This window comes from Kitasatospora sp. NPDC040550 (assembly GCF_055594965.1).
In genome coordinates this window covers 317,982-340,894 of record NZ_JBVIWC010000002.1, presented here as the reverse complement: position 1 = coordinate 340,894, position 22,913 = coordinate 317,982, and the positions used below count along the sequence as shown (strand labels likewise).

Annotated in this window: 19 protein-coding genes; 6 read left to right on the top strand and 13 right to left on the bottom strand. The window is 74.8% G+C overall.

Annotated elements, in window-relative coordinates; genetic code table 11:
• Positions 1-193 precede the first annotated feature (193 nt).
• On the top strand, positions 194-991 hold the full coding sequence (locus tag ACZ58X_RS04295) for an inositol monophosphatase family protein (protein WP_470332333.1): 798 nt from the start codon (positions 194-196) through the stop codon (positions 989-991).
• 94 nt (positions 992-1,085) lie between these two features.
• Here the strand turns inward: ACZ58X_RS04295 and ACZ58X_RS04290 are convergent, their stop codons facing one another.
• From ACZ58X_RS04290 to ACZ58X_RS04275, 4 genes are all read right to left on the bottom strand, one after another.
• Entirely contained in the window at positions 1,086-2,570 is a 1,485-nt protein-coding gene (locus ACZ58X_RS04290; RefSeq protein WP_470332332.1) for a pyridoxal phosphate-dependent decarboxylase family protein, read from the bottom strand.
• Between the two features lie 32 nt (positions 2,571-2,602).
• Positions 2,603-4,084, bottom strand: coding sequence for a diaminobutyrate--2-oxoglutarate transaminase (locus ACZ58X_RS04285; RefSeq protein WP_470332152.1), 1,482 nt, complete (start codon positions 4,082-4,084; stop codon positions 2,603-2,605).
• Between the two features lie 259 nt (positions 4,085-4,343).
• Positions 4,344-5,084 carry a response regulator gene (locus tag ACZ58X_RS04280; RefSeq protein ID WP_470332151.1) on the bottom strand — a complete coding sequence of 247 codons (741 nt, stop codon included), beginning with the start codon at positions 5,082-5,084 and terminating at the stop codon, positions 4,344-4,346.
• On the bottom strand, positions 5,081-6,829 hold the full coding sequence (locus tag ACZ58X_RS04275; protein WP_470332150.1) for an ATP-binding protein: 1,749 nt from the start codon (positions 6,827-6,829) through the stop codon (positions 5,081-5,083). The genes ACZ58X_RS04280 and ACZ58X_RS04275 overlap by 4 nt, the downstream gene beginning before the upstream one ends.
• 174 nt (positions 6,830-7,003) lie before the next feature.
• Here ACZ58X_RS04275 and ACZ58X_RS04270 point away from each other — a divergent pair, with 174 nt between their 5' ends.
• The gene (locus tag ACZ58X_RS04270; RefSeq protein WP_470332149.1) at positions 7,004-8,410 is read left to right on the top strand and encodes a cation:dicarboxylate symporter family transporter; all 1,407 of its coding nucleotides are present in this window, start codon (positions 7,004-7,006) and stop codon (positions 8,408-8,410) included.
• A 186-nt stretch (positions 8,411-8,596) separates the two neighbouring features.
• Here the strand turns inward: ACZ58X_RS04270 and ACZ58X_RS04265 are convergent, their stop codons facing one another.
• Together ACZ58X_RS04265 and ACZ58X_RS04260 are read right to left on the bottom strand one after the other, a co-directional pair.
• Positions 8,597-9,562, bottom strand: a complete 966-nt coding sequence (locus ACZ58X_RS04265) for a hypothetical protein (protein WP_470332148.1) — start codon at positions 9,560-9,562, stop codon at positions 8,597-8,599.
• A gap of 187 nt (positions 9,563-9,749) precedes the next feature.
• Entirely contained in the window at positions 9,750-10,346 is a 597-nt protein-coding gene (locus ACZ58X_RS04260; protein WP_470332147.1) for an RNA polymerase sigma factor, read from the bottom strand.
• Between the two features lie 227 nt (positions 10,347-10,573).
• Here ACZ58X_RS04260 and ACZ58X_RS04255 point away from each other — a divergent pair, with 227 nt between their 5' ends.
• The gene (locus ACZ58X_RS04255) at positions 10,574-10,942 is read left to right on the top strand and encodes a hypothetical protein (protein ID WP_470332146.1); all 369 of its coding nucleotides are present in this window, start codon (positions 10,574-10,576) and stop codon (positions 10,940-10,942) included.
• A 134-nt stretch (positions 10,943-11,076) separates the two neighbouring features.
• Here the strand turns inward: ACZ58X_RS04255 and ACZ58X_RS04250 are convergent, their stop codons facing one another.
• The 7 genes from ACZ58X_RS04250 to ACZ58X_RS04220 form a co-directional block, all read right to left on the bottom strand.
• Positions 11,077-11,679: a GTP-binding protein gene (locus tag ACZ58X_RS04250; protein ID WP_470332145.1), complete on the bottom strand. Its 603-nt coding sequence runs from the start codon at positions 11,677-11,679 to the stop codon at positions 11,077-11,079.
• A 76-nt stretch (positions 11,680-11,755) separates the two neighbouring features.
• Positions 11,756-12,085: a DUF742 domain-containing protein gene (locus tag ACZ58X_RS04245; protein ID WP_470332331.1), complete on the bottom strand. Its 330-nt coding sequence runs from the start codon at positions 12,083-12,085 to the stop codon at positions 11,756-11,758.
• A gap of 182 nt (positions 12,086-12,267) precedes the next feature.
• A complete protein-coding gene (locus ACZ58X_RS04240) occupies positions 12,268-12,678 on the bottom strand; it encodes a roadblock/LC7 domain-containing protein (protein ID WP_470332144.1) in 411 nt (136 codons plus the stop codon).
• Positions 12,675-15,644 (bottom strand): sensor histidine kinase, encoded by a 2,970-nt coding sequence (locus ACZ58X_RS04235; RefSeq protein WP_470332143.1) that lies wholly within the window; start codon positions 15,642-15,644, stop codon positions 12,675-12,677. Before ACZ58X_RS04235 ends, ACZ58X_RS04240 begins: the two co-directional genes overlap by 4 nt.
• Positions 15,645-15,714: 70 nt before the next feature.
• A complete protein-coding gene (locus ACZ58X_RS04230; RefSeq protein ID WP_470332142.1) occupies positions 15,715-16,635 on the bottom strand; it encodes an MHYT domain-containing protein in 921 nt (306 codons plus the stop codon).
• A 352-nt stretch (positions 16,636-16,987) separates the two neighbouring features.
• Positions 16,988-18,352, bottom strand: coding sequence for a cytochrome P450 (locus ACZ58X_RS04225; protein ID WP_470332141.1), 1,365 nt, complete (start codon positions 18,350-18,352; stop codon positions 16,988-16,990).
• Positions 18,353-18,468: 116 nt separating this feature from the next.
• The gene (locus tag ACZ58X_RS04220; RefSeq protein WP_470332140.1) at positions 18,469-19,536 is read right to left on the bottom strand and encodes an RNA ligase (ATP); all 1,068 of its coding nucleotides are present in this window, start codon (positions 19,534-19,536) and stop codon (positions 18,469-18,471) included.
• 415 nt (positions 19,537-19,951) lie between these two features.
• Here ACZ58X_RS04220 and modA point away from each other — a divergent pair, with 415 nt between their 5' ends.
• The 3 genes from modA to ACZ58X_RS04205 are packed head-to-tail and all read left to right on the top strand — an operon-like array spanning position 19,952 to position 22,862.
• A complete protein-coding gene (modA, locus tag ACZ58X_RS04215; protein WP_470332139.1) occupies positions 19,952-20,818 on the top strand; it encodes a molybdate ABC transporter substrate-binding protein in 867 nt (288 codons plus the stop codon).
• A 56-nt stretch (positions 20,819-20,874) separates the two neighbouring features.
• A complete protein-coding gene (locus ACZ58X_RS04210; RefSeq protein ID WP_470332330.1) occupies positions 20,875-21,690 on the top strand; it encodes an ABC transporter permease in 816 nt (271 codons plus the stop codon).
• A gap of 56 nt (positions 21,691-21,746) precedes the next feature.
• The gene (locus ACZ58X_RS04205; protein ID WP_470332138.1) at positions 21,747-22,862 is read left to right on the top strand and encodes an ABC transporter ATP-binding protein; all 1,116 of its coding nucleotides are present in this window, start codon (positions 21,747-21,749) and stop codon (positions 22,860-22,862) included.
• Positions 22,863-22,913 lie beyond the last annotated feature (51 nt).

Below are 22,913 nucleotides of genomic sequence, written 5' to 3'. Positions count from 1 at the left end.
CGGCGAGCTGCCGGGGAACCGGCGGACGGCGAACGACTGACAGATAACAGATGACAGATTTCGAAATCTGTTATCTGTCAGCCGTCATCTGTTCCCTGTTCCCTGTTCTCCGTCAGCCGTCACCGGCCGGCCGACACCCCCTCCACCCAGTCGTGCGAGAGTGGTAACCGGCGAAGGGAGCGCGAACGTGCTGATGGACAAGGTGGCGGAGATACTCGCCGAGGCGTCGGCCGAGGCGGTGGAGCCGCGCTTCCGGGCGCTGACCGCCGGCGAGGTGATGGAGAAGGCGCCCGGCGAGGTCGTGACCGTCGCCGACCGCGAGGCCGAGGCGATCATCGCCCGCCGCCTGCACGAACTGCTGCCCGTCCCGGTGGTCGGCGAGGAGGCGGTGGCCGCCGACCCGTCGCTCGCCCTGGCCATCCACGACGAGCCAGCCGTCTGGCTGGTCGACCCGGTGGACGGCACCGCCAACTTCGTCGCGGGCCGCCCCGACTACGCCGTGATGTGCTCGCTGGTCCGCAGCGGCCTGACCGTCGCCTCGTGGATCTGGCAGCCCGCCACCGCGACCGCCTACCGCGCCGAACTGGGCTCCGGTGCCTGGCGGGACGGCGAACGCCTCACCCGCCGCCCCGCGCCCGCCGACGCCGGGAAGCTGACCGGCATCCTGAAGAGCCGCTTCCTCGACCCGGCCGACCGCCACCGCCTGGAGTCCCACTGCGCGGCCTTCGGCGAGCTCTCCCCCGGCCGCAGCGCCGCCGGGATGGAGTACCCCGACGTCGTCGAGGGCCGGACCGACTTCATCTTCTACTGGCGGACCCTCCCCTGGGACCACGCCCCGGGTTCGCTGCTGCTCTCCGAGGCCGGCGGCGTCGCGGCCCGCATGGACGGCGCCCCGTACCGCCCCGAGGCCCCCGGCTGCGAGGACGGCCTGCTGGTCGCCGCCGACCCCGACACCTGGGAACTCACCCGCGGCATCCTGCTGAACGGCTGACCGCACCGGAGCCGTCCACCGACCCCCCCCGCCCGGGCACCGGCATCTGCCCGCCCGGGCCGCGGCGCCTGCCCGCCCGGGGCGGGGGGCGCCGCTACCCCGCCCGCTCCCCGGCGACCTTGCGCCCCGCGCCGACCACCTCCCGCAGCAGTGCCCCCACCTCGCCCGCCGTCGTGTGCGGGTTGAGCAGCGTGAGTTTCAGCCGCACCCGCCCGGGCCCGTCCCCCGGCAGCTCGGTCCGCCCGACCACCGCCCGCCCGGTGCGCAGCAGCAGCCGGCGCAGCTGCCCGTTCAACTCGTCCACGGCGGTCTCGTCCGTCATCCCGGGCGGCCGGTAGCGGAACAGCAGCGCGGTGAGGACGGGCTCGGCGTGCAGTTCGAGCGAGGGTTCGGCCCGGACGGCGTCCGCGGCCGCCAGTGCCAGGTCGTGGCAGGCGTCCACGAGCCGGCCGAGCCCTTCCCGGCCGAGGGTGCGCAGCGTGACGGCGAGCTTGAAGGCGTCGGCCCGCCGGGTGGTGCGCAGCGAGCGGCCGAGCAGGCTGGGGTAGCCGGCCCGCTCGTCGTCCACGGGGTTGAGGTACTCGGCGCGCCGGGCCAGCGAGACGTACGTCTCGGCCCGGCGGACCAGGAAGACCCCGGCGGCCGCGGGCTGCCAGCCGAGCTTGTGCCAGTCCAGGGAGACCGAGTCGGCGCGGGCGATGCCGTCGAGCAGTGGGGCGAGCCGGTCGGAGAGCAGCGCGCCGCCGCCGTACGCGGCGTCGACGTGCAGCCAGGCACCGTAGCGGCCGGCCAGGTCGGCGGCGGCGTGCAGCGGGTCGATGGCGCCGGTGTCGGTGGTGCCGGCGGTGGCGACAACGGCGATCGGGGTGCGTCCGGCCCAGCTGGCCTCGGCCAGGGAGCGTTCCAACTCCTCCGGGGGCATGCGCAGTCGGCGGTCGACGGGGACGGCGAGGACGGAGCGTTCGCCGAGTCCGAGCAGGGCGGCCGCGCGCTGGACGGAGAAGTGGGCGGCTTCGGAGGCGAGGATGCAGGGCCGGGCGCCGGCCGGGATGCCGTCCAGTTCGACGATGCCGTCGAGCTTCTGGTCCCGTGCCAGCATCAGGCCCATCAGGTTGGACTCGGTGCCGCCGGAGGTGAGCACCCCGGCCGCGCGGCGCGGGTCGTAGCCGACCAGGGTGGCGAGTTCGGCGAGCAGGGCGGTTTCCAGGGCGGTCGCGGCGGGGGCCTGGTCCCAGGAGTCCTGGGAGGGGTTGAGCACGCTGACCGCGAGGTCGGCGGCGGCCGCGACGGCGAGCGGCGGGCAGTGCAGGTGGGCGGCGCAGGCCGGGTCGGCGGGGTCGGCGGCGCCGTAGGCGAGCAGTTCGGTGAGCCGGGCGAGCGCCCCGCGTCCGCCGGCACCGGAGAGGCCGTCCGCGACCAGGGCGGCGATCTCGGCCGGGCTGCCGGCGGGCAGTGGCCCGGAGCGCAGCGCGGTGCCGGTGTCGAGGGCGTCGAGGACGGTGGCCAGCAGCGGGCCGAGGGCGCCGGGCCCGGCCGCGCCGCCCGCGAGGGCGTCCAGGTCGCCGCCCTCGCCGGGCAGTTCGGGCGGTACCGCCCCGGAGTCGGTGCCGGTCACGCCCCACCCCCCGCCGTCGAAGCCGGACCCGAATCCGGACCCGGAGCCGGAGCCGTGGCGTGGGCGTGGGCGTGGGCGTGGGAAGTGGTCCGGTCCGACGAGGCCGCCGCGATCGCCTCCGCCAGCCGTTCCAGCACGGCCGCGACCTGCTCGTCGCTGATGGTCAGCGGCGGCAGCAGCCGCAGCACCGCGTCGTGCCGCCCGCCGAGTTCGACGATCAGCCCGCGCGCCAGGCAGGCCTCGCGGACCCGTACGGCGAGCGCCGGATCGGCCGGGCGGGCGCCGCAGGCGTCGGGGGCGGCGTCGGGGTCGACCAGTTCGACCCCGATCATCAGCCCGCGCCCGCGCACGTCGCCGATCGCGGGCAGTTCGGCGGCGAGTTCGCGCAGCCGGGAGGTGATCCGCTCGCCCGCCACGGCGGCCCGCTCGGCCAGTCCGTGCGCGGCGACGTACCGCAGGGTGGCGGCGCCGGCGGCCATCGCGAGGGTGTTGCCGCGGAAGGTGCCGGTGTGGGCGCCGGGCCGCCAGCCGTCGTAGTCCTCGCGGTAGACGACCACGGCGAGCGGCAGGCTGCCGCCGATGGCCTTGGAGAGCACCATCGCGTCCGGGACGATGCCGCTGTGCTCGACGGCCCACATCGCGCCGGTGCGTCCGACTCCGGTCTGCACCTCGTCCACGATCAGCGGGATGCCGCGCTCGGCGGTGATCCGGCGCATCTCGCGCAGCCAGCCGTCGGGGGCGGGCACCACCCCGCCCTCGCCCTGAACGGCCTCCAGGATCATCGCGGCGGGCGGCACCACGCCGCCGGAGGGATCGTCCAGCAGCCGCTCGACGTAGGTGGCGCCGAGTTCGGCGCCCGCCTCGCCGCCGACCCCGAACGGGCAGCGGTAGCCGTACGGGTAGGGCAGCCGGACGACCTCGCCGCCGCCGGGCAGCGGTTCCTTGACGGCGACGTTGCCGGTGAGCGCGAGGGCGCCGGCCGTCATGCCGTGGTAGGCGCCGGTGAAGGCGAGGGCGCCGGAGCGACCGGTGGCGGTCTGCATCAGCTTGAGGGCGGCTTCGACGGCGTCCGTCCCGGCCGGTCCGCAGAAGTGCACCCGGGCCCGGGAGGCGAACTCGGGGGGCAGGCTCTCGAACAGCGCGCTGGTGAAGTCGTCCTTCTCGGCGGTGGCCAGGTCGAGCAGGTGCAGTGGGGCGCCGCTGTCGAGGGTGCGGCGGATCGCCTCCAGCACCACCGGGTGGTTGTGCCCGAGGGCGAGCGTCCCGGCACCGGAGAGGCAGTCCAGGTAGCGGCGACCGTCGGCGCCCTCGACGGTCATGCCGTGGGCCCGCACCGGGACGATCGGGAAGGACCGGGCGTACGTCCGGGCGGCGGACTCGCGGACGCGCTGGCGGCGCAGGATCGCCTCGCCGGAGGGCGGGGCTGCGGCGGCGGTGGCCCCGGAGGCGGCCTGGGCGGGTACGGCGGCGAGCGACAAGGCGAACCCCCAGAAGAAGTTAGGTAAGCCTAACTTTATCTTCCGTGACCTGCCGGAATGCCGCCGGGGCATTCAGAACCACCCGAGTGAGTGAACCTCCCCCGACGGCGCCGGCGGCGCACCCGCCCGGTCCAACGAACGAGGGCGCCGAAAGGTAACGGGCAGCGCCCCTCCCGCATCCGCGCCCCACCGCCACCACCCCGCCGCCACTGCCCGGCCATCACCGCCCGCCCGTCACCACCACGTCACCACCCCGCCGTCAGCGCCCCTTCCAGCGGTAGCAGAGCTCCGGCCGCCCCACACTCCCGTACTGCGGCTCGCGCACCGCCCTCCCGGTGTCCACCAGGTGCTCCAGGTACCGCCGCGCGGTGATCCGGGACACCCCGGCAGCGGTGCCGGCGGCCGCCGCCGACAGGCCGGTCGAGGCCTCCCGCAGCACCGAGGCCACGGCGTCCAGGGTCGGCGCGCTCAGCCCCTTCGGCAGTGAGTTGCGCTCGGGCGTGCGGAGCAGCGCGAGCGCCTGGTCGACCTCGTCCTGCCCCGTCGCCTCGCCGGTACGCCCGAGGCTGTCCCGGTAGCGGGCGTAGCGCTCCAGCCGGTCGTGCAGCGCCGCCGCGCTGAACGGTTTCAGCAGGTACTGCACGACCCCCGCCGAGACCGCCTGGCGCACCATGGCGAGGTCGCGGGCCGAGGTGACCGCGATGACGTCGGTGGCGTGCCCGGCCGCGCGCAGCGTGCGGCACAGCTGGAGGCCGTGGCCGTCCGGCAGGTAGAGGTCGAGCAGGGTGAGGTCGACGGGCGTCCCGGCGGCACGGGCCCGCTCCAGGAAGCGCAGCGCGTCGGCGCAGCTGTGCACGGTGCCGACCGCGCGGAAGCCGGGCTCGCGCTCGACGTACAGGGTGTGCGCGGCGGCGGCCACCGGGTCGTCCTCCACGACCAGGACGGAGATCCCGCTCCGGGCGGCACCGCCGGAGGCGTCCTCGGCGCCGGTGGCCCTCACGCCGGGGCCCCTTCCTGGTCGAGCTCCCGTGCCCGGCCGCCGGTCAGCGGCAGCCGTACGGTGAGCACCGCGCCGCGCTCGCGCCCGACCTCGACGGTGCCGCCGTTGCGCCGGGCGGCCTGGGCGACCAGCGCCAGGCCCAGGCCGTGTCCGCGGCCGTCCTGCTTGGTGCTCCAGCCGCGCCGGAACACGTCCTCGACGGCGGCCGGGTCGATGCCCGCACCGGTGTCGGCGACCCGCAGCAGCAGACAGGCGTCCCCTCCCCGGCCGTCACCGCGTGCGCCGCCGGTACCGCCGGCGCCGGCCTCTGCGCCACCGGCCGCGCCGTCGTCGATCCGCGCGGTGACGGTGACCTCCGGTGCGCCCGGGCTGTGTGCGGCCCCGGCGATCGCGGCGTCCACGGCGTTGTCGATCAGGTTGCCGAGGACGGTGATCAGGTCCCGCGCGGAGAGCCCGGGCGGGAGCACCCCGTCGTCGATCCGACTGTCCTCGGTGAGGGTCAACTCCACGCCCCGTTCGGCCGCCTGGGCCGCCTTGCCGAGCAGCAGCGCGGCCAGCACCGGCTCGCCGACCGCGGCGACCACCCGGTCGGTGAGCTGCTGGGCGAGGGCGAGTTCGGCGGTCGCGAACTCCACCGCCTGTTCGTGGCGCCCGAGTTCGATCAGCGAGACGACGGCGTGCAGCCGGTTGGCGGCCTCGTGCGCCTGCGCCCCGAGCGCCTCGGTGAAGCCGCGTACGGAGTCCAACTCTCCGCTCAGCGACTGCAGTTCGGTGTGGTCGCGGAGGGTCACCACCCGGCCGAGACCGGTGCCGATGGTGGAGGTGTTGAGCACCACGACCCGCTCGGCGGTCAGGTGCACCTCGTCCCGGACCGGCTCCTCGCCGAGCACGGCGGTCACCAGTGCCTCCGGCAGCCCCAGCTCCGCCACCGGGCGACCGTCCAACTCGCCTTCCAGTCCGAGCAGTTCACGGGCTGCATCGTTGCACAGCACCACCCGGTGCGCCCGGTCGAGCAGGATCAGCCCCTCCCGCACCGAGCGCAGGGTCGCCTGATGGTACTCGTAGAGGTGGCTGAGCTCGTCCGGTCGCATGCCGTGAGTGTGCCGCCGCAGCCGGGAGTTGGCGAGATAGGTGCCGACCCCGCCGAGCGCCAGCGCGGCCACCGCGACCCCGACCAGGGCGAGCAGCGGTCCGCTCAGCTGCGCGGAGATCGACTCCAGCGTCAGCCCCACGCTGACCAGCGCGACCACCCGGTGCTGGTCGTCCCACACCGGGGTGACCACCCGGACGGACGGGCCGAGCGTGCCGGTGTAGGTCTCGCTGCGGGTCTGCCCGGCCAGCGCCCAGTCGATGTGCCCGAGGTAGGGCTTGCCGATCTGCTCGGGCAGCGGGTGGGTCCAGCGCACCCCGTCGGTGTCCATGACGGTGATGAAGGAGACCCGGACGTCCTGGCGCACCTGCTCGACGTACGGCTGGAGCACCGCGGTCGGATCCGGTCCGGCGACAGCGGAGCGGACGGACGGGGAGTCGGCGACGGCGTGGGCGACCGAGGTGACCTCACGGCGGGCCGCGTCCTCGGTGCGCTCGGCGGTGAACAGGTACGCCAGCACCGCGCCGCCCGCCACCACGGCGGCGACGATGACCACCTGGACGACGAACAGCTGCCCGGCCAGGCTGCGGACCAGCCGGCGCGGCAGCGGGAGCCAGCGGCGACGCGAGCGGGTGGGGGCGGTGCTCACGGACATGCCTGCCAGTGTGCACCACGGCCCCGCGCACCCCAGGGCCCCGGGCGCCCCGGGCCGTTCCCGCCCCGCCGTGAACTCTATGAACGCAAACGTGACCTCCGTCACTCCCGGACCTCATAGTCGGATCGGCCCACCACCCGGGGCCGCCAGGACTGCAGGGCGAAGGAGCCGCAGATGTCGACCACCGAGACCGCCACGGCGGGGGGACCCAGACGCAAGGACCGGACCCACTACCTCTACCTCGCCGTGATCGCCGCGGTGGTCGCGGGCGTGGTGGTCGGGCTGGCCGCCCCCGGCTTCGCCGTCGGGTTGAAGCCGATCGGCACCGGGTTCGTCAACCTGATCAAGATGATGATCAGCCCCGTGATCTTCTGCACCATCGTGCTGGGCATCGGCTCGGTCACCAAGGCGGCGAAGGTCGGCAAGGTCGGCGGCCTCGCCATCGGCTACTTCCTCGCCATGTCGACCGTCGCCCTGGCCATCGGCATGGTCGTCGGCAACCTGCTGGAGCCCGGCGGCGGCCTGCACCTGACCGCCGCACTCGCCAAGTCCGGCCACGCCCAGGCGACCGCCGGCGGCGCCCAGTCGACCACCGACTTCCTGCTCGGGATGATCCCCGACACCCTGTTCTCGGCCCTCACCCAGGGCAAGGTGCTGCAGACCCTGCTGGTCGCGCTGCTGGCCGGCTTCGCCCTGCAGGCGCTGGGACCGGTCGGCGCCCCGGTGCTGCGCGGCGTCGAGCACCTGCAGCGGCTGGTGTTCCGGATCATGTCGATGATCATGTGGGTCGCGCCGATCGGCGCCTTCGGGGCGATGGCGGCGGTGGTCGGGGCGACCGGCGTCGACGCGCTGAAGAGCCTCGCAGTGATCATGATCGGCTTCTACGTCACCTGCGCGCTGTTCGTCGTCGTGGTGCTCGGGGCCCTGCTGCGCCTGGTCGCCGGGGTCAACGTGTTCGCGCTGCTCAAGTACCTCGGTCGCGAGTTCCTGCTGATCCTCTCGACCTCCTCCTCCGAGAGCGCGCTGCCCCGCCTGATCGCCAAGATGGAGCACCTGGGCGTCAGCCGCCCGGTCGTCGGCATCACCGTGCCGACCGGCTACAGCTTCAACCTCGACGGCACCGCGATCTACCTCACCATGTCCTCGATCTTCATCTCCGAGGCGATGGACAAGCCGATGTCGATCGGCGAGCAGCTCTCGCTCCTGGTCTTCATGGTGATCGCCAGCAAGGGCGCGGCCGGGGTCACCGGCGCCGGGCTGGCCACCCTCGCGGGCGGACTGCAGTCGCACAAGCCCGCGCTGGTGGACGGGGTCGGCCTGATCGTCGGCATCGACCGGTTCATGTCGGAGGCCCGCGCCCTCACCAACTTCGCGGGCAACGCCGTCGCGACCGTGCTGATCGGGCACTGGACCGGCGAACTGGACGCCGAGCGCGCCCGCCTCGTCCTGGACGGCGAGCTGCCGTTCGACGAGCTGACCCTGGTCGACGGCCACGGCGGCGCCGCCCCCGAGCCGGAGGCCGTCCCCGCAGCGCCCGCGACGGCGGGCACGACGGCGGGCACTACGGCGGCCACCGTCTGAGCGCTCCCACGACTCCCCCGGTCCGGCGCCACCCACCATCCCCCGGAAACGGCGCCGGGCCGGGGGCCTCCCGTTCCCGGCGCCGCCCGCGCCGGGTCGGCGCTCGCGGATGCGCTCGGAACACCTGACAGGCCTCCGGTCAGGACTTCCGCCGGAACCCCGGTCAGAACTCCTGCACAACGCCGGTCAGAACTCCTGCGAGCCGCTGACCGCCCAGGCCACCCCGCTGGCCGGATCCTCCAGCGCCACGTGCAGGTGCCGCAGCCCAGCGGCCGGCTCCTGCCAGGTGAAGCAGCGCATCCGGGCCACCAGGGCGTCCACCTCGCGGCGGTTCGGCCCATCCGCCCCGGCCATCGCGCCCAGCGCCCGCCAGAGCCTCAGCCGCCCGTGCGCGCCACCGTGCGTCCGGCCCACCGCAGCGGCCTGCACGAGCGCCGGGTAGGCGAGCGCGAACGGCAGGAACCCGCCGACCACGCGCCGGGCCCGGGCCAGCACGGCGGCCGCCGACGGGGCCGGACCGCGGACACAGACCACCTCCGCCCAGGGCACCAGCGCGGCCAGCTCCGTCAGGCCCCGGGTGACCCGCTGACCGCCCGGCCGGGCCGTCGACTGCGGCAGGTCGACCTGGCCCAGGCCCTCCCGGCTGGCCGGCAGGGTCAGCACCGCGCTGCGCGCTCCCCCACCGGGCAGGTACTCGCGCACCCGGGCGGCCTCGTCCCAGCCCGCCTTCTCCCAGGGCTCCAGGCGCAGCGGCACGCCGTCGGGGTCGGGCTCGGCACCGTAGGAGAGGTCCTCGCCGAGCAGCACCCGGGTGTGCGCCACCAGGCGGCGCACCGGGGCCGGACCGAGCAGCGGAGCCAGCCGCAGCCAGGAGTGGCGGGTCGCCAGCACCTCCCACAGCGGACCGGCGTCGTGGTCCGCCACCCCGGCGAAGGTCCCCGCACCGCCGTCCGCGTCGAACAGCCGGACGGCCAGCTCGGGCGGCGCCGCGTAGGCGATCAGATGGCCGAGCGGCGCGGTCAGGGCCGCCGCGGCCCGCTCACCGGCCTGCACGACGGCGGCCGCCCGGCCCTGCCGGTAGGCGGCGAGCAGCTCGGGCCAGCGACCGTCCTCGGCCAGGGCGCGGACGCTGTGGTCCTCGTACGTGATCACGATTTTCAGCGTACGGGCCGGGGTGGCGCATCAGCCGACTTGCCGTCGGCTCGGTGCGTCGGAGCCGCTACGGCACGTCGGCGGGCGGCCTCGGCGGGCGGCCTCGGCTGGGGGACTCGGCTGGGGGACTCGGCTGGGGGTCTCGGCGTTCAGGCCCCGCGCTCGGCCCCGGCTGGGGGTCGGGCCCTCAGGAGTCATGACGGCGCTCGTGCTCCAGGACGGCGCGCAGGCGGCCGTGGGCGCGGCGGCGGGTGACGGCCAGGGTACTGCGGTGCAGGCCGAGCAACTCGGCGGCCTCGTCGACGGAGTAGCCGTCGAGGTCCACCAGCACCACGGCGCGGGCCTGCTTGACGGTCAGGAAGCCGAGCAGCCGGACCACCTCCCAGCGCGCCTGCAGCTCGGCCATCCCGCCGGGCGACGGGCCGAACGCCGCCGCGCGGCCGTGCCCCGCGGTCTCGGCCGACTCCGGGAGCTCGCGCAGCGCCGCCCGCCGGCGTTCCCGGCGCCACTGGTCACGCAGGATGTTCGTCATCGTGGTGAACACGTAGGCGTACGGCTGCGGGTGGCTGAGGAAGCGCTCCGGGCTGCGGGCGATCCGCAGGTACGCGTCGTGGACGACGTCACCGGCGGCGAGCGGGCTCCCGGCGAGCATCGCGGCCGCCTGCTGGAGTCTGGGCAGCAGTTCGGTGAACAACCGGTTGAAGTCCGCCGATTGGCGCTCCGTCGGCCCCGGGCCGAAGTCCTTGCGCGGTCCGCCCGCACACCGCTCGTTGCATTCCGCCATGCCGTTCTCCCCGGAAATCGGCACCCCGAACGCCCAGTTGGGGCCGTTTCCCACCCCTACCGGACATGTTGTGACACAGGTCACATCATAAGCCGTCCTCTCACTCTGCGCAGTCATTCGTGTGCAACTCGTCATCGGCCGCACGGGGGCGGGAGTTCACCTCCCCCACCACCGTTGCCGGCCGGGGCACTCCACCCGATCGGAATCGCCGAACGAGGAGCACCATCATGCGAGGCTGCATCGCCAGGAAGATCGCCGCGTTCGGGGTGGCCGGCGCGGCCGCCCTGGGCACGCTCGGGGCCACCACCACGCCGGCCGCCGCGGCGACCATCGACCAGATCGTCACCCCCGGAGAGGCCGAGGCCTCGCCGCACATCACCGCCACCGGCTACCACTGCGTCATCACGGCGAACTACGGCTGGCGCTGGGAGGGTTACTGCAACGTCTACTCCGGCCGACTGCGCACCATCACCTACTGCGCGAACGGCACCTCCTCCGTCGGCCTGTGGATCGGCGCCCGCCCGGAGGCGTGGGACGTCTGGGGCAACTGTCCCGGATCGACCTGGACCAAGGTCGTCTTCCAGTGGCACAGCTGAGCGGGTAGCGGTCACGGAGGCGGGTGACCACTGACAGCTGACGGATGACAGATTTCAAAATCTGTCATCCGTCAGCTGTCATCTGTTCTCTGTCATCTGCTCGCCGTCGTCCGTCTGCCGCCGTCCCCCGTCCGTCAGCCGCCGGCCGCCGCCGCCGGCGAGACCTCCGCCAGCAACCGGGCGGCGTGCACCCGACCGGCGTGCTCGACCAGGTTGATCAGCACCTCCTTTCCGGAGGCGCGCTGCCGGGCGTCGCAGAGCAGCACCGGGGTGCCGGAGTCCAGGTCCAGCGCGCGGGCGACCTCCTCCGAGCCGTACTCGCGCGTCCCGGCGAACCGGTTCACCGCGACGACGAAGGGGATGCCGCGGTGCTCGAAGAAGTCCACGGCCGGGAAGCAGTCGGTCAACCGACGGGTGTCGGCGAGCACCACCGCGCCGAGCGCCCCCTGGGCCAACTCGTCCCAGAGGAACCAGAACCGGTCCTGCCCCGGGGTTCCGAACAGGTAGACGGCCAGGCCCTCGCGGATGGTGATCCGGCCGAAGTCCATCGCCACCGTGGTGCTGGACTTGCGCTCCACACCGTCCAGGTCGTCCACCCCGCGCCCGGCCTCGGTGAGCCGCTCCTCGGTGCGCAGTGGGCGGATCTCGCTGACCGCGCCGACCAGCGTCGTCTTGCCGACCCCGAACCCGCCCGCCACCAGGATCTTGAGCGCGAGCACGGAGTCGGACTGGTCCACCGGACCCACCGGGGCGGACGGCCACCTGCTGATCGGGCGGCCCGGGCCGGCGGGGTGGTGACGACCGGACGGCTGGTCAGAGTGCGCGGAGCCCATGGATGACCTCCTGGAGGATGCGTTCGTCGGGGAGCAGGGCGGGCGGGACGGGGCGGTTGACCCGGATGAGCCCGGCCGCCAGCAGATCGCCGAGCAGCACCCGCACGACGCCCACCGGCAGGTCGAGGTCGGCGGCGAGCTCGGCCACGGACAGCGGCGTGCCCAGGCACCGGCGGAGGATCTGCGCCTGCTCCGGACCGACCGGCAGCTCGGGCGCGCCCGGTGCGAGTGCCGGGTCGGGCAGTTCGGACACCACCACGGCGATCAGGTCGAACTGCTGCTCGCCGCTCCCGGTCCGGCCCCTGGTCATGGTGTACGGGCGGACCAGCGGCCCGGCCTCGTCGTCGTACCAGTGGGCCCGGTGGGCGGCGGCCAGTGGGTTCCGGGGCGGCCGGTCGGGGTCGACCTGCGGGTGCTCCGGATGTCGCTGGTGGTACGGGTGGAAGGCGTGCTCCGCCCGGTGGTGCGGGCGGTCCGGCTGGGGCACCGAGCTCACCCGCCGCGCACCGTGCGGGGCATGGCGCTCAGGTGCTCACCGACCCGGCGGACCAGTCTGGCCATCTCGTAGGCGACCAGCCCGAGATCGGCCCGCGCGGTGGCGAACACGGCCAGGCAGGTACCCTCCCCGGCCGCCGCGACCAGCAGATACCCGCCCTCCAACTCGACCATGGTCTGCCGGACTTCACCCGCACCGAAGTGCCGACCGGCGCCCTTGGCGAGGCTGTGGAACCCGGCCGCGACGGCCGCCAGGTGCTCGCCGTCCTCCCGGGCCAGACCGGCCGAACTGCCCATGGCCAGGCCGTCGGCGGAGAGCATCACGGTGAAGCGGACCTCGGGGGCACGCTGGACCAACTCGTCGAGGAGCCAGTTCAGTTCCCCCGTGCGGTGGGTGGTGCCGATCAAGGCCGGTCTCCTTCGGTTCGGGTGTCTGGTCTCGCTCCGGGCCGGGCTTCCGGCCGGGCGTCGGGCGAGGTGCCGGTCGGGGTGCCGGGACGGACCTCGGGCCGAACATCGGGCCGCAGGCCGCGGGCCCAGCCGTGCTGGAAGGCCGCCATCGCCGCCCGTGCCTCCTCCGGACTGCGGGCCACCGGCCCCGTGCCGGTTCCGAATCCGCCTCCGACTCCGAGTCCGCCTGTGGTTCCAGGTCCGGCACCGGCTACGGCACCGGATCCAGCTCCGCCACCGGCTCCGGTGGTGACTCCGCGGCTGCCGGCGGCGGCCGGCGCCTCCCGCAGCTGCGGGGCGAGACTCGCCCGGCGCACCCGGCGCGGCAACTCCTCCGGTCCGTCCACCGATCCGCGCGCGCCCGGCACCTCACCCGGCACCTCAGCCAGTGGCCCGCCCGGCAACACGTCGGCCGACGGCGCGGTCGCACCGTGCCGGGGCCGCGGCGGACCGGACTGCGGACGGGAGGCCGCACCGGAGCCCCCGTCCGCAGCCGGTCCGGCCGTCCGGGCGCCGGAGGCCCGGAAGGGGGTGCGGCGCGTCGGCCCGGGGTCGACGCCCCGGACTCCGAACGCCAGCAGCGCCCCGCCCTCCGGAACCCGCCCACCCGCCGCCGGAAGCTCTGTCTCCGCCATCCCGCCGCCCGGGAGGGCGGGTTCCGCTCCGACCCCGGCCGGATCCGGACCTGCGGACGGCCACCACGCGGACCCGGCGCCGGGGGCCGCCGCCCGCTCCGGCGCCGGCTCCCATTTCGACGCCGCCTCCCACTTCGACCCCGCCTCCCATTCCGGCAGCGGCTCCCACGCGGGCGCCGGCTCCGTCGTGATGTCCAACTCCGGTACCGGCTCGTAGCCGTGCCCCGGGCCCTCCCGCTCGTCGGCCAGCAGCCCGGTGGGCAGCAGCACCACCGCGGTGGTGCCGCCGTACGCGGAGGTCACCAGGGAGACCCGGACGTCGTGCCGCCGGGCGAGCCGGCTGACCACGAACAGGCCGAGCCGGTCGCTGTCGAACAGGTCGGCCTGTTCGGCCGCGGCGATCCGTCGGTTGGCGGCGGCCAGCGCGGCCGGACCCATCCCGAGGCCGCGGTCCTCGATCTCCAACGCGTAGCCGTTGCCGACCTGTTCACCGCGGATGTGGACCCTGGTGTGCGGCGGGGAGAACCCGGTGGCGTTCTCGACCAGTTCGGCCACCAGGTGGGTGAGGTCGGCGACGGCGTGGCCGACGACGGCGGCGCGCGGCAGCGGGTGCACCTCGACCCGGGCGTACTCCTCGACCTCCGAGACGGCCGCCCGCACCACGTCCACCAGGGGGACGGACCGCCGCCAGGCCCGGCCGGGAGCCGCACCTGAGAGGATGATCAGGCCCTCGGCGTGGCGGCGCATCCGGGTGGTCAGGTGGTCCAGCCGGAACAGGTCGGCGAGCTCGGACGGGTCCTCGGTGCGGCGCTCCATCGTGTCCAGCAGGGTGAGTTGGCGGTGCACCAGGACCTGGCTGCGGCGCGCAAGGTTGACGAACACCCCGGACACCCCGGACAGCACCTCGGCCCGTTCCACCGCCGCCGCGACGGCCGCCCGCTGCACGGCGCCGAGCGCCCGGTGCACCTGGCCGATCTCGTCGTCGCGGCCCACCGTCCTGGGCGCCTCGGCTTCGATGTCCACCTCCTCTCCTGCGCGCAACTTCCGCATTGTGGAAGGGAGTTTGCGACCGGCGAGATCAAGTGCCGTGTTGCGCAGGCCGGCCAGCTCGGTGACCAGGCTGCGGCCGATCCGGACCGAGATCACCAGCGAGGCGACCACCCCGAGCAGCCCGAGCAGTACGGCGATCCCGGCCGGGGTGAACAGGCCCATCGCATAAGGGTTCTGCTGCTCGGCGGCGAGCCGGCCGGCGCGGTCCCCGACGTCGCGCAGCCCGGCGGCGACACTCCCGGCCACCGTCGCCCACCGGTCCGCCGGCACCGCGGCGACGGCCGACCGGCCGTCGGCGGCGGTACGGACCTCCTCCTCGTAACCGACCAGTTCCCGGTGGTCCGGGCCGCCGGTGACGGCGAGCAGTGCTTCCCGGTCGGCGGAGACCAGACCCGCGGCCGCACCCTGCTCGAACGCACGGCGGGCGAAGGCCGTACCGGAGAACTCCCGCAGCCGGTCGTCACCGAGCCCACCGGAGAGCTCGGCGGACCGCAGCAACGCGTCCTCGCGGGACAGGAGTTCGCGGGAGCGGTCCAGCTCCGGCAGCACCCGCGCCTCCGCCCCGGAGCGGCCGTCGCGCGACGCGGCGACGGCACCGGACACGGCCAGCGCCCGGTCCACGGCCGCCCCGTACGCGGCGTACGCCTCGGACCAGCCCACGCTCCGGGTGAGCACCCTGCCGCGCAGTTCGGGCAGGGCGGCGAGCGCGGCGCCGAGGTCGTCCAGGCGGTCGGCGGCGTCGGCTCCGAGGCCCTGGGCGTCGGCCCGGTTGTAGCCCTGGCCGGGGTGGCGCGGGTCGGGGAACAGCGGGGTGAGCGCCCGGTCGGTGGCGGCGGCGGCCTCGCGCAGGGCACTCTCCCGCCCTGCGGCGGGCACCGTCCCCGGGACGAGGCCCGGACCGGCCAACAGCTGCCCGGCGGCGGCGCGTTCGGCCTGCAGGCCGGCGACCGTGTCGGCGACGGGGGTGAGCAGGCTGCGCTGGGCGTCGCGCAGGCGCAGCAGGTCCCAGACGCCCTGGGCGGTGGTGACGGTGGCGAAGCTCCAGAGGGCGATGACGGAGACGACCGGGACCATCAGCAGGGCGACGATCCGGGCGCGCACGCTCCGGGGCCGCAGCCCGTGCAGTCCGAGTAGCCCGTGCAGCCCGCGCAGGCGGGGCCCGGGGCGCGACGAGCGGGCGGGCGGTCCGGCGTGGGCACCCCGGCGGGTACCGGAAGCGGTGCCACGGTCTTCTCGCATGGACGGGGGCCTTTCGGGCGGCGACGACGGGGCTCGGGCGGCGCGGACGGCGCGGACGGCGCGGACGGGCTCAGGCTGCACGGTCCCGGCCGAACGGACCCCGCCCGGCCGGGGCAGGGGCGGCCGGGTCGAAGCCGTCCACCGCCGGGCCGTACGGACTGGTCGGCGCGGGGCCCGAGGGCACGGCGCCCGGGTCGGCGGCCGGCCGGGCGGCGGGGTCGGCGAACTCCTCGATCGCCAGCTCCCCCACCGCCAGGTCGCCGGTCCGCTCCTGGGTGGTCGGGGAGAGCGCGACGAAGGCGGAGGCCAGGAAGAGGAACGAGCCGAGGCCGACGGCGAGCGGGAAGACGAACTCCATCGGGCTGACCCCGCCCAGGCCGGTCCGGGCGGGATCCAGCTGGACGTGGACGGCGGCCATGCCGGTGTAGTGCATGCAGCTGACGGCGAGCCCCATGCCCAGCGAGGCGGCGGCCGCGGCGTACCCGTTGCGGACGGTGACGGCGGCCCAGAGCGCAGCGGTGGCGGCACCGACCGCGACCAGGACGGAGAGTGCGACCGTCCCGCCGTCGTAGCGCAGCCCGCCGTGCATCCGGACGGCGGCCATGCCGAGGTAGTGCATCGCGGCGACGCCGACGCCGGTGGTGCAGCCGCCGCCCAGCAGGGCGAGGCCGCGGTGCCGGCCGTAGCAGACCACGGTCAGGCCGAGGCCGGTGACCAGTACGGCGACCAGCAGGCTCAGCACCGTGAGCGGCACGCTGTAGCGCAGTTCGGTGCCGTCGACGGCGAAGCCGAACATGGCGACGAAGTGCATGGTCCAGATCCCGGAGCCGATCGCGGCGGCCGCGGTGAGCAGCCAGTTCCGGCGGGCGGTGCCGGTGGCGGCCAGGCCGCGCAGGGTGCAGCGCAGCCCGAGGGCGGCACCGGCGCAGGCCATCGCGTAGGAGAGGACGGGGGTCAGCCAGCCGAAGCTGAACTGGTTGAGGGCGCCCATGGGACCTCCGGTCGACCGGTCGGGCCCGGGGCGGAAAGCGGTGCCCCCGGGCACCCCCGGCCGGGCGGACTGCATCCGACAGCATGTAGGCATATGCCTGCCGCATGTGCGCTTCCGGCCTGGGGTGCGTGGGACGCTATCGAGCGGCCGGAATCGGCCAGACGAAGATCTGAAAAGCTGCACGCGCGGCGCGGAGGCTGTGTTCGAATGGCCCGGTCCTGTGCCCGGCGGCGCCCGGACGACTGACAGCGAACAAAAGACAGATGACAGATAACAGATGTTGAAATCTGTTATCTGTCATCTGAAAGTTGAACTCTGAAACCCGTCCGCCCTACCCGTCCACCCTGCGCCGTCAGCCCTGCGCCGTGACCCGCACCCGCATCGCGCTCGCCGCCCGGAGCGTGATCCCCTGCGCGAGCGCCACCCGCCGGTCCACCACCTCCAGGTCGAAGTCCCGCATCAGCACCCCGAGGGTCAGCACCGACTCCAGCATCGAGAAGTGCTGCCCGATGCAGGCCCGCGGCCCGCCGCCGAACGGGAACCACGCGTAGCGGTGCCGCGCCTTCTCCTCCTCCGGCAGGAACCGGTCCGGGTCAAAGCGCTCGGGCTCGGCCCAGTGGTCCGGGTGCCGCTGGGTGACCAGCGGCGCGACCACGACCTGCGCCCCCGCCGGGATCACGTACCCGTCGATGACCGTCTCCTCGACGGCCCGCCGCCCGATCAGCGCCGCCGCCGGGTAGAGCCGCATCGCCTCCTTGATCACCCGGGTGAGGTACGGCAGCCGCTCCAGGTCCGCCGCGGTCGGCGCCCGCCCGGCCAGGACGGTCCGCGCCTCCTCCTGGGCGAGCTTGCGCTGCTCCGGGTGCTTGGCCAGCAGGTGCAGCGCGAAGGCCAGCGAGGTGGCCGTGGTCTCGTGCCCGGCGAGCAGGAACACCAGGACCTGGTCCCGGAGTTCGGCCGGGTCCAGCCGTTCGCCGTCCTCGCCGCGCGCCCGGCCGAGCAGGGTGAGCAGGTCGTCCGCCTCCTCGTCGCCGCCCCCACGCGCGGCCCGCTCCGCGATGATCCGGTCGCAGACCTCGTAGAGCGCCCGCTGCGCCTCCAGCCCGCGCCGGTTGCCCGGCGTCGGCCAGGTGCGCGGGAACCGGACCGGCGCGAAGCCGCGCTCCTTGACGTACTCACCGAGGACCGGGAAGCTGCGGTTCACCACCTCCACCGCCTCCTCCACGTCGGCGCCGAAGAGGATCCGGGCGACGGCCCGCAGCGCGAACCGGGACATCTCCTCCGCCGCGTCCACCACCCCGCCCGGCACCGCCCGCCAGCGCTCGGCGAGCGCCTGCGCCTCCTGGGCGAGCGCCTGCGCGTAGCCGTCGACCCGGCGCCGGGTGAACAGCGGCTGGACCAGCCGGCGTTGGCGCTGGTAGACCTCGTCCTGGCTGGTCAGCAACCCGTTGCCGACACTGGTCCGCAGCTCGTCGTAGAAGCTGTTCTCCTTGCGGAAGTTCGCCGCCTCGCTGCCCAGCACCTGGTGGACGCCCTCCGGCGAGAACACCCCGTAGAACTCGACGCGCACCCCGGGCGGCCCGGCCACCACGCGCACCACGTCGCCGTGGTCCCGCCGGGCCGCGAGGTAGGTGCGCAGCGGACGGCGGGTGAGGTCGAAGAGCGACCCGACCAGGGGGTTCCCGGCCGGTCCGGGTATGGCGGCTGCGGTGGCCATCGGCACTCCTTCTGGACTTCCTCGGCGCTGACGCGCGCTCGGTGACCCTTCAACCTTACTGACGGGTATTCAGCCGAGGAAGCCACGCGGAAGGACCGGCCGCCGCCCCGGTCCGCTCACTCATACTCGGTGCCGCCCTTGCGGGTCAGGTAGGCGTCGCTGACCACCTTGGCGATCGCCCGCCCGCCGAGCACCGGACTCCAGCGCTCGACCACCGGCCGGACCACCACGCCCTCACGCAGGTGGAGTTCGCGCCCGGAGTGGGCCTCCTTACCCTGCGCGTGGGCCAGCACCGTCGCGATGTCGAACGGCCCGCGCCACAGTTCGGTCACCAACGGCAGTTCGCCGTCCAGGAGTTCGGCGGCCGGCAGCCAGGTCAGCTGCCCGTCCACGACGGCCGACACGTCGAAGGCCGCGTACCCGGGGCGCTCGGTGCGCGCGGAGGCGCCGTACGTCAGGTCCTGCACGCCCTCGCCGAACACCTCGCCGAAGATGCCGATCCGCTCGGCACCCAGCCGCTCGGCCAGCCGGGCCGCCACCGCCGGGATGTCGTACGCGCGCACCGCCCGCCAGTACAGGTTGCGCTCGTCCTCGGCGAGCGCCAGCCCCTGTGCGCCGATCCCCTTTGACGAGACGTGCACCTCGCCGGTGGCGGCGGTGTACGTGACCAGGCAGCAGCTGCCGTGCAGCTTCTCGGTCAGCACCACGGGCTCGCCGGGCTCGAAGATGTCCGGGTGGCGCTTGAGGTTCTCGATGTCCACCCAGGGCAGCAGGTCGGGCGCGCCGAGGACGTCACCGTTCATCGAGGTCGGCACCGGCGGCTGCCACTTGACGATCCCGAGCTGTTCGGCGAAGTCCTCGCCCCGCTCGGCCGCCCCGGCCAGGTCGGTTCCGGCCAGCGCGCCGGGCCGGCAGACGATGCCCTGGGACAGCTCCCCGCGCAGCCGTACCGCCTTCACCCGGTTCGCCGCACTGCCCGCCAGCTTGCCGGTCAGCCCCAGCTCCTCGATCAACTCCTCGGGCAGGACGGCCTGTTCGGGGATGTAGACGGCGTGGTCGCCGGTCCGGTAGGAGCCCTTGGCCACCACCGCGCGATAGAGGCCGACCTGGGCCAACTCCAGTGCGTCGGCGTTCGGGTGCTCCAGGATGACCAGCTTCTCGGCGGTGACGCGCAGCGTGGACATGGGCGGACTCCTCCCCGTGGATCCGTTCGGATCGACCTTCGGGCCCGGGCGGCCGACGGTCGGCCGCGCCTACGGGCTGCCGCCCACTCTGACCGCTCCACCTGCCCGGATGCGAAGGGTTTTCCACCGGCCGGCCGTCCACCAACCGCGCGCCGACCACACGGCAGCCGTACGACAGCCGCAACCGCACGGCGGCCGCGCACCGGCCACCGGACCGGCCCGCCCTTTCGGGCCGAACCGTCCGTGCACGTTTGAGCCTTCGCACAGCAGCCCCGAGACCGTCACCCCACTCCCGCTGTGCGATGTGACAGGGGATTTATCGCTCGCATCTGCGGCACTATGATCGCCGTAATGGCCGCACCTGCGGCCACACCTCCGCGCCCCTCCCGGCGCGAACCCTGGAGGGGAAGCACCGATGAGCACCCGCACCACCCCGACCCGCAGACTCGCCGTCGCCGCCGCGGCGGCCCTCGTCCTCAGCCTCGGGGTCACCGCCTGCGGCAGCGACGGCGGCACGTCCTCCGGCTCCGCTTCCTCGGCCGCGACCGCCGCCGCCACCGGCGCCACCGGCTCGGCGGGCACCGCCGGCGCCACCGCCCCGAAGGCCAAGGGCGCCATCACCGTGTTCGCCGCCGCCTCCCTCAAGGAGACCTTCACCGAGCTCGGCAAGAAGTTCGAGGCCGCCAACCCGGGCACCAAGGTCACCTTCAACTTCGGCGGCAGCTCCGCCCTCGCCACCAGCATCAACTCCGGTGCGCCGGCGGACGTCTTCGCCGCGGCCAGCCCGGCCACCATGAAGACGGTCACCGACGCGGGCGGCGCGAGCGGCCAGCCGACGACCTTCGTCAAGAACACCCTCGCCATCGCCGTGCCCAAGGGCAACCCCAAGCACCTCGCGGGGCTCAAGGACCTCACCGGATCCGGCGTGAAGGTCGCGCTCTGCGCGAAGGAGGTGCCCTGTGGCGCCGCCGCCCTCACCGCGTTGAAGGCGGCCGGCGTCGACCTCACCCCGGTCACCCTGGAGCAGGACGTCAAGGGCGCGCTCACCAAGGTCGAGCTCGGCGAGGTCGACGCCTCGCTGGTGTACAGGACCGATGTGCAGGCCGATGCTGCGAAGATCGACGGCGTGGACTTCCCCGAGGCCGCCAAGGCCGTGAACGACTACCCGATCGCCGCGCTCGCCAAGGCGCCGAACAAGGACGGCGCGGCCGCCTTCGTCGCCTACGTCCAGTCGCCCGAGGCCAAGCAGGTGCTGACCGCGGCGGGCTTCCAGGCGCCGTGACGGACCGCACCACCCGGGACGACGCGGCCCCGGCACCGACAGGATCCGCGCACGCCCTGCCGGGCCGCCGCCGGGGCGCACGCCGCCCCGGCGCCCAGCGCGTCCCGGTCACGCTGCTGCTCCCGGCGCTGCTCGGCCTGGCGTTCCTGATCCTCCCGCTGGTCGGGCTGCTCGTCCGGGCGCCATGGAGCGGCCTGTCCGACCAGCTGACCAGCGCCGCCGTCTGGGACGCCCTGCGGCTCTCGCTGATCTGCGCGACGGCCGCCACGGCGGTGTCGCTGGTGCTCGGGGTCCCGCTGGCCTGGCTGCTCGCGCGCACCGAGCTGCCCGGCCGGCGGGTGATCCGGGCGCTGGTCACCCTGCCGCTGGTGCTGCCACCGGTGGTGGGCGGTGTGGCGCTGCTGCTGGTGCTCGGCCGACGCGGCATCGTCGGCTCCTGGCTGGACTCGGCGTTCGGCATCACCCTGCCCTTCACCACCACCGGGGTGGTGATCGCCGAGGCCTTCGTGGCGATGCCCTTCCTGGTGATCAGCGTGGAGGGCGCGCTGCGGGCGGCCGATCCCCGCTTCGAGGAGGCGGCCGCGACCCTGGGCGCCTCCCGGCTGACCGCGTTCCGCCGGGTCACCCTGCCGATGATCGCCCCGGGGATCGCCGCCGGCGCCGTCCTGGCCTGGGCCAGGGCACTCGGCGAGTTCGGCGCGACGATCACCTTCGCCGGCAACTTCCCGGGCCGCACCCAGACCATGCCGCTGGCCGTCTACCTGGCCATGGAGTCCGACCCGGAGGCGGCGATCGCGCTGTCGCTGGTGCTGCTGGTGGTCTCCGTCGCCGTCCTGGTCGGCCTGCGCGACCGCTGGATGTCGACCCCGTGACCCCGGCCCCGGACGGACGCCCCCGCCCCCAGGACGCCGACAGGACGGCCGAACCGATGACCCCCGCACCGCCCGCCGCCGCCACGCCCGCCCCCGCACCGGGGGTCGGAGCCGCGCCCGCCGCCCTCGACGCCCACCTGCGGGTCGACCGCGCCGCGTTCGCCCTCGACCTCGGGCTGACCGCCGCCCCCGGCGAGGTGATCGCCCTGCTCGGCCCGAACGGCGCCGGCAAGTCCACCGCGCTGCGCGCCCTCGCCGGCCTGCTCCCGCTCACCGGCGGCCACCTGCGCCTGGACGGCCACGTCCTGGAGGAACCGGCCCGGCGCCTGCACACCCCCGCCGAGCAGCGGCCGGTCGGCGTGGTGTTCCAGGACTACCTGCTGTTCCCGCACCTCAGCGCGCTCGACAACGTCGCCTTCGGCCCGCGCTGCCAGGGCCGCCCCAAGCGCGAGGCCAGGGCCGAGGCGGCGGCCTGGCTGGAACGGATGGGCCTGACCGGCCACGCCTCGGTGCGCCCCGGGCGGCTCTCCGGCGGCCAGGCCCAGCGGGTGGCGCTGGCCCGGGCGCTGGCCGTCCGCCCCCGGCTGCTCCTGCTGGACGAGCCGCTGGCCGCCCTGGATGCCCGCACCCGGCTCGACGTACGGTCCCAACTGCGCCGCCATCTGGCCGAGTTCGAGGCCGTGGCGGTGCTGGTGACGCACGACCCGCTGGACGCGATGGTGCTGGCCGACCGGCTGGTGGTGATCGAGGACGGCCACGAGGTGCAGTCCGGCAGCCCGGCGGAGGTCGCCCGGCGGCCGCGCACCGACTACATCGCCCGCCTGGTCGGCCTCAACCTGTACCAGGGACGGGCCGAGGGCACCCTGGTCACCCTCCCGGACGGCACCGTCCTGACCACCGCCGAGGAGCTGTCCGGACCGGCGTTCGTGGCCTTCCCGCCCGCCGCCGTCACCCTGTACCGGGAGCGGCCGCAGTCCAGCGCCCGCAACCTGTGGCAGGCCGAGGTCACCGGCCTGGACCTGCACGGCGACCAGGTGCGCGCCGAACTCGCCGGAGCCCTGCCGATGGCCGCCGACCTCACCCCGGCCGCTGTCGCCGAACTGGGGCTGGCACCGGGAACACCGGTCTGGGCCTCGGTCAAGGCCACCCAGACCCACGCCTACCCGGCCTGACCGGGCCCGACCCCGTCGCGGGACCGCCCCGGACCGCCCCGAACTGCACCG